Source organism: Mesorhizobium sp. M0152 (genome assembly GCF_040322415.1).
Taxonomy (GTDB): Bacteria; Pseudomonadota; Alphaproteobacteria; order Rhizobiales; family Rhizobiaceae; genus Mesorhizobium.
The window spans coordinates 168,669-181,054 of record NZ_JAMYTH010000006.1; the positions used below are offsets into that span (position 1 = coordinate 168,669).

Below are 12,386 nucleotides of genomic sequence, written 5' to 3' on the forward strand. Positions count from 1 at the left end.
ATCCCGAGGACCAGTCGAGCCGAAGCTCAGCGAAGCAACAGCAGAACGAACCCGACGATCACGGTCGCCAATAAGCCGGTCATTGCCGAAACAAAGCCAATTTTCACCAGCAGGCGCTCGGCGCCCGGTTCCGCAGCACGGGATTGATCGGCCGGCCTTCTCCGTCCAGCCGGCATCTCCAAGGCGGCGGCGTTGCGCGACACCGGATCCCGGGGTGGGATAAACGCAAGCAATGATAACGCCGCAGCCCTGGCAGGGGCATTGTCGTTGGCCGTTGTCGAAGGCGGCAACACGCCTCGCGTCGTTTCGGCCTCGGGCGTTGCTTTTCTCGCCCCGACCGTCGTCAGCACCGCCTCTTCTCTCGTCTCGAGCTGGGCCAGATAGGCCTCGACGATAGCAGCCGAAGCAACCTGCTGCGATTTGGCGGCCCCCGGCGCCGCCGGCATGGCCAACAGCGCCGGCGCTGTGCGTCGTGCCAACATGGAGGGCGCCGGGGGCTGGACCAGTTCCTTGACCAGCGCCGTCCTGGCCGGATCAGCCTTCGCCGACGGCAGGGGTTGCGGCGTCATCGCCTCTTTGAGCAAGGAAGCCAGGCGGGCGGAAGAAATATCCATCATGCCCCCAACAAAAGCGCTTTTCAGCCTATGACTAGCGCATCAGCATTGTCTCAGGCTTGCCGCATGCTTGACCTTGCCGGCAATTTGTGGCGATGAAACCCCATGAACCTCGATACCACCGCATGATGAACCGTTTCGAAGGCCCTGGCGGCAAGGAAGCCCGCATCCGCTATCTCGACGGCGACTTTCAGGTCACCAGCCCTGGCTCGTTCGTGCGCTGCGCGGTGACCGGCGAAAACATCCCACTGGACGAGCTGAAATACTGGAGCGTCGCCAGGCAGGAGCCCTACGTCAACGCCGCCGCTTCGCTGCGCCGCGAGATCGAGCTGCATCCGGAGTTGCGCAAGCGCAGCTAACCCCTCAGCTTGCGCTGCCGCCAGGCGTCGAGGGTTTCGTCGATGATGCGCTCCGGCACATGGTCGAGCTCGAAGATCGTGTCGATTTCCAGCACGTCGAGCCGGTCGAGAAAATCCTGTGATGCGCCGTGGCGCAGCCGGGCGGCGTCCTTGGCAGTGGTGATGAGGCCGAGCCCTTCCGCGCGTGCCGTCGCCGTCAACTCGGCAAGCTCGTCCTCGGCGTAGAAATGATGGTCCGGAAAGGGCCGGGAGAGCGCCACTTCGCCACCGGCCTCGCGCACCGTGTCGAAGAATTTCGCGGGATGACCGATGCCCGCGAAGGCGAGAAATCGCTTTCCCGCAAATCCGTGCCTGCTGCTTGGCTCGGTACGCGCCTCAAAGATCGGCCGGCCGGCGCGGGCCGCCTGGCGGACCACGGCATCGGCGGCCGCGCCCTCGCCCATCTTCAGCAGCCCGCTTGTGAAGACCAACTGGTCGACGATCCTGGCCCTGAGCGGCCCACCGGGAATGACGCGGCCGTTGCCGATGCCATAGCGCGCATCGACCACGACCAGGGCGTAGTCGATATGGATCCGAGCGCTCTGGAATCCATCGTCCATGATCAGGAAATCGCAGCCATGGGCCTCGATGAGCAGCCGGGCGCCGGCAGCGCGGTTCGGCGTCACCGCGACCGGCGCGTGTTCGGCCAAGAGCAGCGGCTCGTCGCCGACATGCCTGGCGGCGTCGTGATACGGATCGACGATATGCGGCTGCGCGAACGAGCCGCCATGCCCGCGCGACAGGAAACCGGGATTGAGCCGCATGCGCTTGGCCTGCGTGGCCAGGGCGATTGCGACCGGCGTCTTGCCGGTTCCGCCAACGGTGAAATTGCCGATGCAAAGCACCGGCGCCTCGACCTTCTCGCGCGTGGCGTGGCGCATGCGGCGGCCGGCGACGAGCGCATAGACGGCCGACAGCGGCGACAACGCCGCCACCCGCCAATCCGGCTCCTCCCACCAGAAGGGTGGCGCTTCGGAGGCCACGTTAACGCCCGTTCGCGCCCTTCAGGCGCGACTTGACGACCAGCGGCTGGATGTAGGGTTCGAGCGACTTCAACGTACGCGCCAGCGCGCCGCGCATCTCGTCGACGGTTGCCGCCCCTGCCGCCATCATCTCGTGGCGAGCGACTTCATTGGTCAGCAGGAAATTGACGGCGCCGGCCAGCATGTCGCGATCGCGCACCAGCTTGGCGCCGCCGCTGTCGAGCAGGCGCTGATAGGCCTCGCGAAAATTCTGCACGTTGCGGCCCGCCAGAACCGCCGTGTCGAGCATGGCCGGCTCGAGCGGATTCTGGCCGCCCTCGGAGGTCAGCGAGCGGCCGACGAAGGCGATCTCCGTCAGCCTGAGATAAAGCCCCATCTCGCCGATCGTATCGCCGAGCAGGATATCGGTGTCGGGCGCGATCCTGTCGCCTTTGCTGCGCCGCGCCACCTTCAGGCCCATGCCGGAAATCTGCGCGGCAAGCGCCTCGGCACGATCGGGATGGCGCGGAACGACGATCGTCAGCAGGCCATGGTGACGTCTGTGCAGCGTCGCGTGGACTTCCGCCGCGACCACTTCCTCGCCGTCGTGGGTGGAGATCGCCGCCCAGGTCGGGCGCTCGCCGATCTGGCGTTTCAGCGCCGCCAGCGCCCGTTCATCGACCGGCGGCGGATTGGTGTCGACCTTGAGGTTGCCTGACACCGTGACCGGCCGGGCGCCGAGCGCCAGGAAGCGCTCACCGTCGACATCGGACTGTGCAACGACATGAGCGAGATTTTCGAACAGTGCCTCGGCGATGTTGGCCCGTTTCTTCCACGAGGTGAAGGAGCGGTCGGAGAGCCTGCCATTGACCAGCACCTGTGGCACGCGGCGCGCGCCAAGCTCGAGGATGGTCATCGGCCAGATCTCGGATTCGGCGATGATGGCGAGGTCGGGCTGCCAGTGATCGAGAAACCGGCTGACCGCCGGCTTCAGGTCGAGCGGCACATATTGGTGGATGATGCGACTGCCGAGCCGTTCGTCGGCGACCTGGGCCGAGGTGACCGTGCCGGTCGTCAGCACGATGTTGACACCGTAATCGAGAATGCTCTCGACCAGCGGCACGACGGCTATGGTCTCGCCGACGCTCGCCGCATGGATCCAGATAACAGGCCCTTCGGGACGCGGACGGCCGGCGACGCCGTAGCGCTCGCGGCGGCGGTGACGGTCTTCCTTGCCCCGCGAGGTACGCCAGGCAACGTAGGGGCCAACCAGCGGGTAGGCTGCCGCGCCGGCGAACCGGTAGGCCGACAGCATGGCGCGCGCCCAGCGGCCACTCATCGCGGACCATCCACGAGGCGGTAAGCCTCGGCCGTCGCGGCGTTGAGCGCGACCGTGATTTCCTGGCGCTTGCGCTCCATCTCCGCATCGTCGGCGTCGGCCGCCACGAAGATCGGCGTGCCGATGACGATCGACGAGCGGCCGAACGGCAGGTTGATGGTGGTCCGGTCCCAGCTCTTCTCCAGCACCTTGCGGCGGCTGGTGGTGATGGCGACAGGCAGGAGCGGGCGGCCGGACAGCCGCGCCAGGAGAATGATGCCAAGCCCCGCGTCGCGCGGCGTGCCATGCGGAATATCTGCGATCATGGCAACGTTCTTGCCGGCGCCGAGCGACTTTTTCAGGGCGATGAGCGCCTTGGCGCCACCCTTGTCGAGATGCCTCGCATTCTCACGCCCGCCGGACCCGCGAACCGCCTCGATGCCGAATTTCTCCAGCATCAGCGCATTGAGCTCGGCATCGGCACTGCGCGAGACCATGGCGACCAACGGCTTTCGCTTGGGGTAGTAGGCCGGCGTAAGCAGATGCTGGCCGTGCCACAGAGCGATGATGCCGGGCTCGAACTGCGCATAGGCACCGCCCGAAAACCGCGCCGAGCCGTCCACGACGCGATTGGTCAGCCGCACGAGCCGCACGAACTGGGCGAACAGGCTGGCAATGGCGTTCTTGACGAATCGCGACTGCGCCAGCGGTTCGCGAATTTTGCGCCAGAAGGCCTTGGTCGCGCGGCTGCGCCCCCTGCCCGTGGGCGCGGCGCCGCCGGCTCGCTCCTTCGCCAGGTCATGCTCCATCGAAGTCAACCGACGGCCTTGTTGTCGGGATCCAGCAGACGGTGCAGGTGAACAACGAAATAACGCATATGGGCATTGTCCACGCTGGCTTGCGCCTTGGCCTTCCACGCCGCATGCGCGGATTGATAGTCCGGATAGATGCCGACCATGTCGAGCGCCTCGAGATCGCGGAATTCGGTGCCGCCAAGCGTCTTCAGCTCGCCGCCAAACACCAGATGCAAAAGCTGTTTCTTTCCGTCTTCCGCGGCCATGTCGGTCCTTCACATATCGTGAGTTTGTGACAGGTCTAGACCAAAGCCGCCGACTTTGGAACCTTCGAAAACGCTTTCACGCCTCCAGCCCGGCGATGACGCCGGCAAGCACCGCCAGCAGTTCGCCGCTGCCGGCGGCCAGCGTGCCGTGGCGGATCACCTCGCCGGCATAGAGCGGGGCGCGGCCATGCCGGTCGAGCAACTGTCCACCGGCCTCGCGCAGGATGAGGTCGGCCGCGGCAATGTCCCAGTCATGCGCGTTCGGCTTGACGAAGGTGGCATCGAGCGAACCGTTGGCGATCATGGCAAGCCGATAGGCCAGCGAAGGACTGTAAGGCGCCCGCTTCAGCCGCCGCTGCCATTCGGCCGGCATCAAATCGATCAACTGCTTCAGTCCGGAAATCTCGGCCGTGCCGGTCAGTTCGCGAACCGTGATGCGCTTGCCGTTGCGGAAGGCGCCCTGGCCGGGCAAAGCCCAATAGGTCTCGTCAAGCGCAGGACATTCGAGCACGCCGGCGAGCGTGCGGCCTTGCTCGACGACGGCAACACTGACGCACCAGGTGCGCTGGCCCTCCAGAAAGCCGCGCGTGCCGTCGATCGGGTCGACAACGAAGGTGCGTCGCGCCGAGAGCCGCACCGGATCGTCTATCGTTTCTTCCGACAGCCAGCCATAATCCGGCCGTGCCGCAAGCAGCGTCCGGCGCAGATAGGCGTCGGCGGCGTGATCGGCTTCGCTGACCGGCGACGTGCCGCCCTTCATCCAGACTTGCGGGTTTTGGCCGAAGTAGCCCATCGCGATGGCGCCCGCCTCGCGGGCAGCGTCGCGCAGCAGAGGCAAGTCCTGGGTGGCGCCTGCGGTGGTCAGTTCATGCTCCGGCAAGGGTCATGCCTTCAATCAGAAGCGTGGGAGAGGCAGTGCCGAAATTGCGGTCGAGATCATTCGCCGGCACCATATTGAGGAACATGGTCTTCAGGTTCGAGGCGATGGTGACCTCCGCGACGGGATAGGCAAGCTCGCCGTTCTCGATCCAGAAGCCGGATGCGCCGCGGCTATATTCGCCGGTGACCATGTCCATGCCCTGGCCAAACACCTCGGTGACATAGAAGCCGGTCTTGAGCGATCCGATCAGGTCCTGAGGCGAACGCTCGCCCGGCTCGATGGCGAGATTGGTGGAAGACGGCGAGACGGAGGAGCCATTGCGCGCGCCGCGCCCGTTGGTGGTGAGCCCCAGTTCCCGCGCGGCCGATGTCGATAGGAACCAATGGTTGAGCACGCCCTTCTCGACCATCAACAGCTTCTCGCCCTCGATGCCTTCGCCGTCGAACGGACGCGAAGCCTGGCCACGGCGCCTCAGCGGCTCGTCGGTGACGGTGATGGCGGCTGCGGCGACTTGCTTGCCCATCATGTCGCGCAGGAACGACGTCTTGCGCGCGACGGAAGCGCCATTGATGGCGCCGGCAAGATGGCCGGCGATGCCGCGCGCGACGCGCGGGTCGAACACCACGTCGATCGGTCCGGTCGCCGCCTTGCGCGCGCCGATGCGGCGCACGGCACGTTCGCCGGCCTTGCGGCCGATATCCTCGGGCGCATCGAGATCGGCAAAGTGCTGGCGCGAGGAAAATTCATAGTCGCGCTCCATGCCGGTGCCTTCGCCGGCAATGACACTGGTCGAGCGCGAAAAGCGCGAGGCGACATAGTGTCCGAGAAAGCCATGCGAGGTGGCCAGCACCAGTCCGCCCAATCCCGCACTGGCATTGCTGCCGGCCGAATTGGTGACGCCCTTGACGGCAAGCGCCGCCGCCTCCGCCGCCAGAGCCGCCTCCTTCAACTGATCGGCGGATATTTCGGTGGCGTCGAACAGGTCGAGGTCGCGCGTCTGCCTGGCAAGCAGTGCCGGATCGGCCAGGCCCTGATAGGGATCCTGCGGCGATACCTTGGCCATGGCGACAGCGCGCTCGGCAAGTGCGGCGGGGTCGGATGCCGCTGTTGCCGAGACGCTCGCCACTTTCTGGCCGACGAAGACGCGCAGCGAGACATCCTCGCTCTCCGACGCTTCGGTGGCTTCGACCTTGCCGAGACGCACCGACACACCGGTCGAGCGGCCGCGCACGGCAACCGCATCGGCGGCATCGGCGCCCGCCTTTTTGGCAGCTTCGACCAGAGCCGTGACGCGGTCGGTCAATTTAGCTGCGTCTGGTGTATCGGTCATGCGCGAGATCCTGCTGTTGCGGCCGGCCCATGGCCGCCGCCCACCATCTATTGTTCCGGTCCGCCTTGTGCAATGGCATAGGCTTCAATCAAAATGCCGCGGCTCACGGGTTCGCCGCTCGAACCGTGGCATAGAAACCCGGCCTTATAGCCTGCTCGGAGCATTTTCGATGACACCTTTTCACCTCGCCTTCCCAGTCCGTGATCTCGATGAAACCCGTACTTTCTATGGCGAGGTGCTGGGTTGCGCGATCGGCCGCTCGTCGGCGACCTGGGTCGACTTCGACCTTTACGGCCACCAGATGTCGGCGCATCTGCGGCCCGCGCAAGCCGCCAGCGACGGCAAGGTCGACGGCGTCACCGTGCCGATTCCGCATTTCGGCGCCGTGCTGTTGATGGACGACTGGCAACGTCTGGCCACGCGGCTGGAGGCACGAGACGACATAGACTGGCTGGAACGGCCGATGGTCCGTTTCGAGGGGGAGCCCGGCGAACAGGCGACGCTGTTCATCCGCGACCCCTCTGGCAATGCCTTGGAATTCAAGGGCTTTCGCTCATTGGAGCAGGTTTTCGCGCATTGACACGGCTTGGCCGCGGCGCGCGGATTCAAGACCCGGCGACCGGTGTCCAGATCACGTCCTCGATTTTTTGCGCACCGGTCGCCAGCATCGCCAACCGGTCGAAGCCGAGCGCGATACCGCTGGCCTGCGGCATGACGGCAAGGGCGGCGAGGAAATCCTCATCGAGGGGATAGTGCTCGCCATAGATGCGCTCTTTCTCGTCCATCTCGATGATAAAGCGCCGGCGCTGCTCGGCCGCGTCGGTCAGTTCGCCGAAGCCGTTGGCAAGCTCGACGCCGCAGCAATAGAGTTCGAAGCGCTCGGCGACGCGCGGGTCTTGCTGGCTCGGCCGGGCAAGTGCTGCCTCGGCGACCGGATATTCGCAAAGAATGGTGGTGCGGCCGATGCCAAGATTGGGTTCGATCTTCTCGACGATCACGCGGCTGAACAGATCGGCCCAGCTGTCGTCAGGCGCGGTGCGCAGGCCGGCGCGGGCCACGGCGGCGTAAAGCGCGTCGCGGTCGGTGCTGCCGTCGGCAGCGACAGTGGCCAACAGGTCGATGCCGGCATGGCGGGTGAAGGCATCCGCCACGGTCAGCCGTTCCGGCTCCGCGAAGGGATCGCAGTCGCGGCCACGGAAGGCAAAGCGCGTCGTCCCGGCCGTTGTCGCGGCGACCGCCAGCAGCGCCGCACAATCCCGCATCAGGGCTTCATAGGTCTCCCCCACCCGGTACCATTCGAGCATGGTGAACTCCGGGTGATGCAAGGGGCCGCGCTCACGGTTGCGGTAGACCGGGCCGAGGCTGAAAATCCTGACTTCTCCGGCCGCAAGCAGCTTCTTGCAGGCAAATTCCGGCGAGGTGTGGAGATAAAGCGGCGAACGCACGCCGTCCGGCCCGATTGCCTCGGTGACGAAAGCCGCCAGATGCGCCTCGTTGCCGGGCGAGACCTGCAGCGCCGCCGTTTCCACCTCGACGAAGTCGTGGCGGGCGAACCAATCGCGCAAGGCGGCGGTGAGGCCGTTGCGCAGCATCAGGCGCGGGCGGCGGTCGGCATGGACATGCGGCGTCCACCAGGGCGAAGCGGCTGTCATCGACGGACAGCAGGCATGTCGGTTTGCAGGAGGGGCTGGCGGTTCGCGCCAAGATGCGCTAGGCCCCCATCCAGCGCCGCACAAGCCGGCAAACGCCAATCAACTCTTGCAGGATTTAAAACCGTGGTGAAAGTCATCGCCAGTTCGCTCCGCAAAGGCAATGTCGTCGACAAGGACGGCAAGCTTTATGTGATCCTCTTTGCCGAAAACATCCACCCAGGCAAGGGCACGCCCGTGACGCAGCTCGACATGCGCCGCATCGGCGACGGGGTGAAGGTTTCGGAGCGCTACCGCACCACCGAGCAGGTGGAGCGCGCCTATGTCGAGGAGCGCGAGCACACGTTCCTTTACGCCGACGGCGAAGGCTATCACTTCATGAACCCCGAGACCTACGACCAGGTGGCGGTTTCGGAGAGCGTGGTCGGCGACGCCGCGCCCTATCTCAAGGAAGGCATGCCGGTGCAGGTCTCACAGTTCAACGGCGTCGCGATCGCGCTGGTGCTGCCGCAGCGCGCCACCTTCGAAGTGGTCGAAACCGAGCCGGTGACCAAGGGCCAGACGGCATCCTCCTCCTACAAGCCCGCCGTACTCTCCAACGGCGTGCGCACAACGGTGCCGCCGCACATTTCCGCCGGCACCCGCGTGGTGGTAATGACGGCCGATGGGGCCTATGTGGAACGGGCGAAGGACTGAGGCGAGCGGCTGGCACCAAAAACTTCTCAGCCTGACCAGCATTTCGCCGGGCTCGCGACTATCTCACACTAGCCCGGCAGCCATCTCTTCGTGTTCTCCTCCTCATGGTTGTCGTCATCTCCGCACCGGATGCTGCGGTGGACGTGACAGCGATTGCTCCGAGCTGGCCGGAAACGCTCGAAGTTCGTAACATTCCACGCTCATTTGTCCTCTTCCATCCCCTCTCCTCATTGCAGCACCTTTCCTCCTCCCACCGCGCCGCGCTATTTTTCATGCAACGTGTCGCAGAAGGCTCGCGCGGTTCGTCCTCGGACGGAAGAAGGAGAACGCCATGCGAAAACTTATCGTCACCGAATTCATCAGTGTCGATGGCATTGCCGAAGTCGAGAAGCTGCCCAGCGTCACCTGGAACGACGAGATGAACAGGTTCAAGGAGGACGAGCTTGCCGACAGCGGCGCCATGCTTTTGGGGCGCACGACCTACGAGATTTTTGCCGGCTCGTGGCCCATGGAAACCGGAGATTTTGCCGACCGGTTCAATGCGCTGCCGAAGTATATCGCCTCGAACAGCCTGACGGCGCTGGACTGGAAGCCAGCCGAGCTCCTGCAGGGTCGCCTGACGGATGCCGTCAGAACGCTGAAGCAATGCAGCGGCGGCAACATTTACGTGCATGGCAGCCTCAGCGTTGCTCAGGAATTGCTGCGTCACGATCTGGTCGACCGTGTGAGGCTGCTCAGCTATCCCGGCGCCGTCGGCCAAGGCAAGCCGCTGTTTCCGCCCGGCGAGAAAGTGCCGCTCGAGCTGATTTCGGCCACGCCGTTCAGCAACGGCGTTGTGGCGCTCGAATATGCGCCGCTAGCTGCGAAATCGTAAACCGGTTAGGGGCTTTCCTTGGAATCGGGAACAGGCTCTTATCTCTTTGTTTGAACCGGATCTTTCGGGGTCATGGCAGCGGTTCGCCTGAGACATCCTCACCCAGCCTTCTTCCCACGTCTCCCCTTGACGGCAGCGCCTTCCCGGGCCTCCACCACCCTCTCCACCTCCCGCTTCAGCTGATCCTTGATCGCCACCGTCTCGCTCATCAAAGATTCGATCTTCAGAAAATCGAGCACGCGGTATTTTGATACCGATGGACGGACCAGGATGTCGGGCGGGCATTGTTTGAGCTTGTGGGCGGTGATCGACTGCATCATCAGCTGCGTGGCGCCGAACATCAGGTCGACGGAGGTCGGGCGTTTGCGGTCGACTTCCTCCGGCGCGCCGACCACGTCGACGGCGATTATGATGTCGGCGTCGTTCTCGATCAGGTCGAACGGCACGGGATTGTACATGCCGCCATCGATCAGCAGCCGGCCGTCGCGCGTCACCGGGCGGAATACGGCGGGAATCGCCGCCGAGGCGGCAAGCGCCGAATGCAAGTCACCGTCTTCCAAGACCGCGAGCTTATGGCCGAAATAGTCGGTCGCCGTCACTTTCAGCGGGATTTTGAGTTCAGCGAAGGTTTCGGGGATGGCGTCGGGCAGGAAGGCTTTCAGGATGCGTTCGACATTGAACTGGCTGAGGCGGATGCCGCCTTGCATCGCTTCCGCGATGGTGCCCGGCCGAGCCCGCCACATGCGGCTCACCACTTCGGCGCGGCGTCCGAGGATCGAGCGGGCATAGTCGTGGATATCCTTGCCCGTCATGCCCGAAGCCATGCCGGCGCCCATGATGGCGCCGATCGACGAGCCGGCTATCGCCACCGGCCGGATGCCGAGTTCGTCCAGCGCCTCGATGACGTGGATGTGCGCCAGCCCGCGCGCGCCGCCACCGCCGAAGGCAATGCCGAAGCTAGGCGCCATTTTGCATGGCTCCTGCCCGTGGGACCTCCAAATGACCTATTTGTGGTGGAGACCGCCGATTGTCGAAGCCGGCGCCGCCCCTCATCGCCCTGCCGGGCACTTCTCCCCGTATAGTGACGGGGAGAAGGGCGCTGGCAGCGACGCTGGCGCCCCTCTTGCTACGCTGACCACTAGCGACATAGGGGCCGACGCTCATCCCTTGCCGGCTCCGGCCAGCGGAGGCCCGACGACCATGATGGTCGGCTCGGCCGATAGCAGCTTTCTGGCCGCCGCCTTGACCTGATCGAGCGTCACCGCGTTGATGTAGCCGGCGCGGCGCTGCATGTAGTCGATGCCGAGATCGTCGAGCTGAAGCTCGACCAGCGTCGCGGCGATGGCGCTGGAGGAATCCAGATTGTTGATGGCGTAGGCGCCGATCAGGTATTTCTTGGTCGCCGCCAGTTCGGCCTCGGTTGGCCCCTCTTCGGCCAGGCGCTTGATCACGTCGCGCACGATGCCGAGCGTCTCGGCCGCGCGGTCCGAGCGCGTGCCGGTGGTGATGATCAGCGCATCGGCATGGTCCTGGTTCACCAGCGACGAGTTGACGCTGTAGGCCAGCCCGCGCCTTTCGCGCACTTCCTGAAACAGGCGCGAGGTGAAAGTGCCGCCGCCGAGGATTTCGTTCATCAGCACGGCGGGGAAGAAATCCACCGCCTTGCGCTTCACGCCGGGATAAGCGAGTTGCAGCGACGTTTGCGGCAGGTCGTAACCGATCTCGATATGCTGCCCCAGCAACGGCTCGATGTCCGCTACCGGGGCGAGCGTCTGGTTCTGCGGCAGATCGCCGAACACCATGTCGAGCTTCTTCTTGAGCGTTCCAGCGTCGATGGCGCCGACCACGGCGATGTGCAGGCCGCTGCGTGCGAACACCGCCTTGTGCAAGGCTTTCAAGTCATCCGGCGTAATTGCCGCGATGCTTTGCCTGGTGCCCTGGTCGGAGCGCGAATAGGGGTGGTCGCCATAGATCGCGCGCGCCCACCGGTTCTGGGCGACCGTGTCGGGATCGTTCTCGGAGGCAATGATGCCGGACAGGATCTGGGCGCGGATGCGGTCGATCGGACCCTGGTCGAAGCGCGGCTCGTTGACCGCCAGCCGCAGCAGGTCGAATGCCTCGTCGCGCTGCTCGGCCAACATGCGCATGGAGCCGTAGATGCCGTCGCGGCTCTCGTCGAAGCTCATTTCGCCACCGGCATCGTCGAGCTTGATCTGGAAGGCTTCCGAATCGAGAGGGCCGGCGCCTTCGTCGAACAGGCCGGTCATCAGATTGGCGAGCCCTTCCTTCCCAGGCGGATCCTGCGTCGAGCCGCCGCCAAAGACGAAACGGATGGCGACGACCGGCACGGAATAGTCCTCCACGAGCCAGGCCGTGACCCCCTTGGACGAAGTGACGGACTGGATGTCCATGGCGCGGGCGGCAAGTGCCGGCAGGACCAGGAACACGATGGAGAGGAAGAGGGTTGCGAAAGCGCCGCGCATTGCGGCAATCGCTTCACTGTACCGGGAGAGGATGCCGGTCCACCCTCCGCAGCTGCAGCGCAGCTGCTGCGGAGGACGGGCAGTCAGGTGCGGGGCAGCGCAAGCGCTCAATTTCGTCATCG

General features: G+C 65.0%; 14 protein-coding genes. 4 read left to right on the plus strand and 10 right to left on the minus strand.

What is annotated here, in order from left to right:
* Window positions 1-26 precede the first annotated feature (26 nt).
* Window positions 27-614 (minus strand): hypothetical protein, encoded by a 588-nt coding sequence (locus tag NKJ26_RS09280; protein ID WP_352695009.1) that lies wholly within the window; start codon window positions 612-614, stop codon window positions 27-29.
* A 125-nt stretch (window positions 615-739) separates the two neighbouring features.
* Between NKJ26_RS09280 and NKJ26_RS09285 the strand changes: the two genes are divergently transcribed.
* Window positions 740-973, plus strand: coding sequence for a DUF2093 domain-containing protein (locus NKJ26_RS09285; RefSeq protein WP_352695010.1), 234 nt, complete (start codon window positions 740-742; stop codon window positions 971-973).
* On the opposite strand, the gene lpxK is transcribed toward NKJ26_RS09285, so the two are convergent.
* The 6 genes from lpxK to NKJ26_RS09315 form a co-directional block, all read right to left on the minus strand.
* On the minus strand, window positions 970-1,995 hold the full coding sequence (gene lpxK, locus NKJ26_RS09290; RefSeq protein WP_352695011.1) for a tetraacyldisaccharide 4'-kinase: 1,026 nt from the start codon (window positions 1,993-1,995) through the stop codon (window positions 970-972). The genes NKJ26_RS09285 and lpxK overlap by 4 nt on opposite strands.
* 1 nt (window position 1,996) lies before the next feature.
* Window positions 1,997-3,313, minus strand: a complete 1,317-nt coding sequence (gene waaA / locus NKJ26_RS09295) for a lipid IV(A) 3-deoxy-D-manno-octulosonic acid transferase (protein WP_352598502.1) — start codon at window positions 3,311-3,313, stop codon at window positions 1,997-1,999.
* Complete coding sequence (locus NKJ26_RS09300) at window positions 3,310-4,101, minus strand: lysophospholipid acyltransferase family protein (protein ID WP_352695012.1); 792 nt, start codon at window positions 4,099-4,101, stop codon at window positions 3,310-3,312. Before NKJ26_RS09300 ends, waaA begins: the two co-directional genes overlap by 4 nt.
* Before the next feature lie 5 nt (window positions 4,102-4,106).
* Window positions 4,107-4,352 (minus strand): DUF4170 domain-containing protein, encoded by a 246-nt coding sequence (locus NKJ26_RS09305; protein WP_352598504.1) that lies wholly within the window; start codon window positions 4,350-4,352, stop codon window positions 4,107-4,109.
* A gap of 76 nt (window positions 4,353-4,428) precedes the next feature.
* Window positions 4,429-5,232 carry a 3'(2'),5'-bisphosphate nucleotidase CysQ gene (locus NKJ26_RS09310; protein ID WP_352695013.1) on the minus strand — a complete coding sequence of 268 codons (804 nt, stop codon included), beginning with the start codon at window positions 5,230-5,232 and terminating at the stop codon, window positions 4,429-4,431.
* Complete coding sequence (locus NKJ26_RS09315; RefSeq protein ID WP_352695014.1) at window positions 5,219-6,562, minus strand: TldD/PmbA family protein; 1,344 nt, start codon at window positions 6,560-6,562, stop codon at window positions 5,219-5,221. The genes NKJ26_RS09310 and NKJ26_RS09315 overlap by 14 nt, the downstream gene beginning before the upstream one ends.
* Window positions 6,563-6,731: 169 nt before the next feature.
* Between NKJ26_RS09315 and NKJ26_RS09320 the strand changes: the two genes are divergently transcribed.
* Window positions 6,732-7,142 (plus strand): VOC family protein, encoded by a 411-nt coding sequence (locus tag NKJ26_RS09320; RefSeq protein WP_352695015.1) that lies wholly within the window; start codon window positions 6,732-6,734, stop codon window positions 7,140-7,142.
* Window positions 7,143-7,167: 25 nt separating this feature from the next.
* Here the strand turns inward: NKJ26_RS09320 and epmA are convergent, their stop codons facing one another.
* A complete protein-coding gene (gene epmA, locus NKJ26_RS09325) occupies window positions 7,168-8,214 on the minus strand; it encodes an EF-P lysine aminoacylase EpmA (protein ID WP_352695016.1) in 1,047 nt (348 codons plus the stop codon).
* Window positions 8,215-8,337: 123 nt separating this feature from the next.
* Between epmA and efp the strand changes: the two genes are divergently transcribed.
* Together efp and NKJ26_RS09335 are read left to right on the plus strand one after the other, a co-directional pair.
* A complete protein-coding gene (gene efp / locus NKJ26_RS09330; RefSeq protein WP_027027854.1) occupies window positions 8,338-8,907 on the plus strand; it encodes an elongation factor P in 570 nt (189 codons plus the stop codon).
* 331 nt (window positions 8,908-9,238) lie between these two features.
* Window positions 9,239-9,781: a dihydrofolate reductase family protein gene (locus NKJ26_RS09335; protein WP_352598509.1), complete on the plus strand. Its 543-nt coding sequence runs from the start codon at window positions 9,239-9,241 to the stop codon at window positions 9,779-9,781.
* A gap of 98 nt (window positions 9,782-9,879) precedes the next feature.
* Here the strand turns inward: NKJ26_RS09335 and NKJ26_RS09340 are convergent, their stop codons facing one another.
* Together NKJ26_RS09340 and NKJ26_RS09345 are read right to left on the minus strand one after the other, a co-directional pair.
* Window positions 9,880-10,749 carry a patatin-like phospholipase family protein gene (locus NKJ26_RS09340; protein WP_352695017.1) on the minus strand — a complete coding sequence of 290 codons (870 nt, stop codon included), beginning with the start codon at window positions 10,747-10,749 and terminating at the stop codon, window positions 9,880-9,882.
* 192 nt (window positions 10,750-10,941) lie between these two features.
* Window positions 10,942-12,264, minus strand: a complete 1,323-nt coding sequence (locus NKJ26_RS09345) for a M16 family metallopeptidase (RefSeq protein WP_352695018.1) — start codon at window positions 12,262-12,264, stop codon at window positions 10,942-10,944.
* Window positions 12,265-12,386: the final 122 nt, after the last annotated feature.

Excerpts from the sequence above, each read along its gene's own strand:
- NKJ26_RS09280 (WP_352695009.1), bottom strand. The coding sequence starts at position 614 with ATGGATATTTCTTCCGCCCGCCTGGCTTCCTTGCTCAAAGAGGCGATG.
- NKJ26_RS09285 (WP_352695010.1), top strand. The coding sequence starts at position 740 with ATGATGAACCGTTTCGAAGGCCCTGGCGGCAAGGAAGCCCGCATCCGC.
- waaA (WP_352598502.1), bottom strand. The coding sequence starts at position 3,313 with ATGAGTGGCCGCTGGGCGCGCGCCATGCTGTCGGCCTACCGGTTCGCC.
- NKJ26_RS09300 (WP_352695012.1), bottom strand. The coding sequence starts at position 4,101 with ATGGAGCATGACCTGGCGAAGGAGCGAGCCGGCGGCGCCGCGCCCACG.
- NKJ26_RS09305 (WP_352598504.1), bottom strand. The coding sequence starts at position 4,352 with ATGGCCGCGGAAGACGGAAAGAAACAGCTTTTGCATCTGGTGTTTGGC.
- NKJ26_RS09315 (WP_352695014.1), bottom strand. The coding sequence starts at position 6,562 with ATGACCGATACACCAGACGCAGCTAAATTGACCGACCGCGTCACGGCT.
- NKJ26_RS09320 (WP_352695015.1), top strand. The coding sequence starts at position 6,732 with ATGACACCTTTTCACCTCGCCTTCCCAGTCCGTGATCTCGATGAAACC.
- epmA (WP_352695016.1), bottom strand. The coding sequence starts at position 8,214 with ATGACAGCCGCTTCGCCCTGGTGGACGCCGCATGTCCATGCCGACCGC.
- NKJ26_RS09335 (WP_352598509.1), top strand. The coding sequence starts at position 9,239 with ATGCGAAAACTTATCGTCACCGAATTCATCAGTGTCGATGGCATTGCC.
- NKJ26_RS09340 (WP_352695017.1), bottom strand. The coding sequence starts at position 10,749 with ATGGCGCCTAGCTTCGGCATTGCCTTCGGCGGTGGCGGCGCGCGCGGG.
- NKJ26_RS09345 (WP_352695018.1), bottom strand. The coding sequence starts at position 12,264 with ATGCGCGGCGCTTTCGCAACCCTCTTCCTCTCCATCGTGTTCCTGGTC.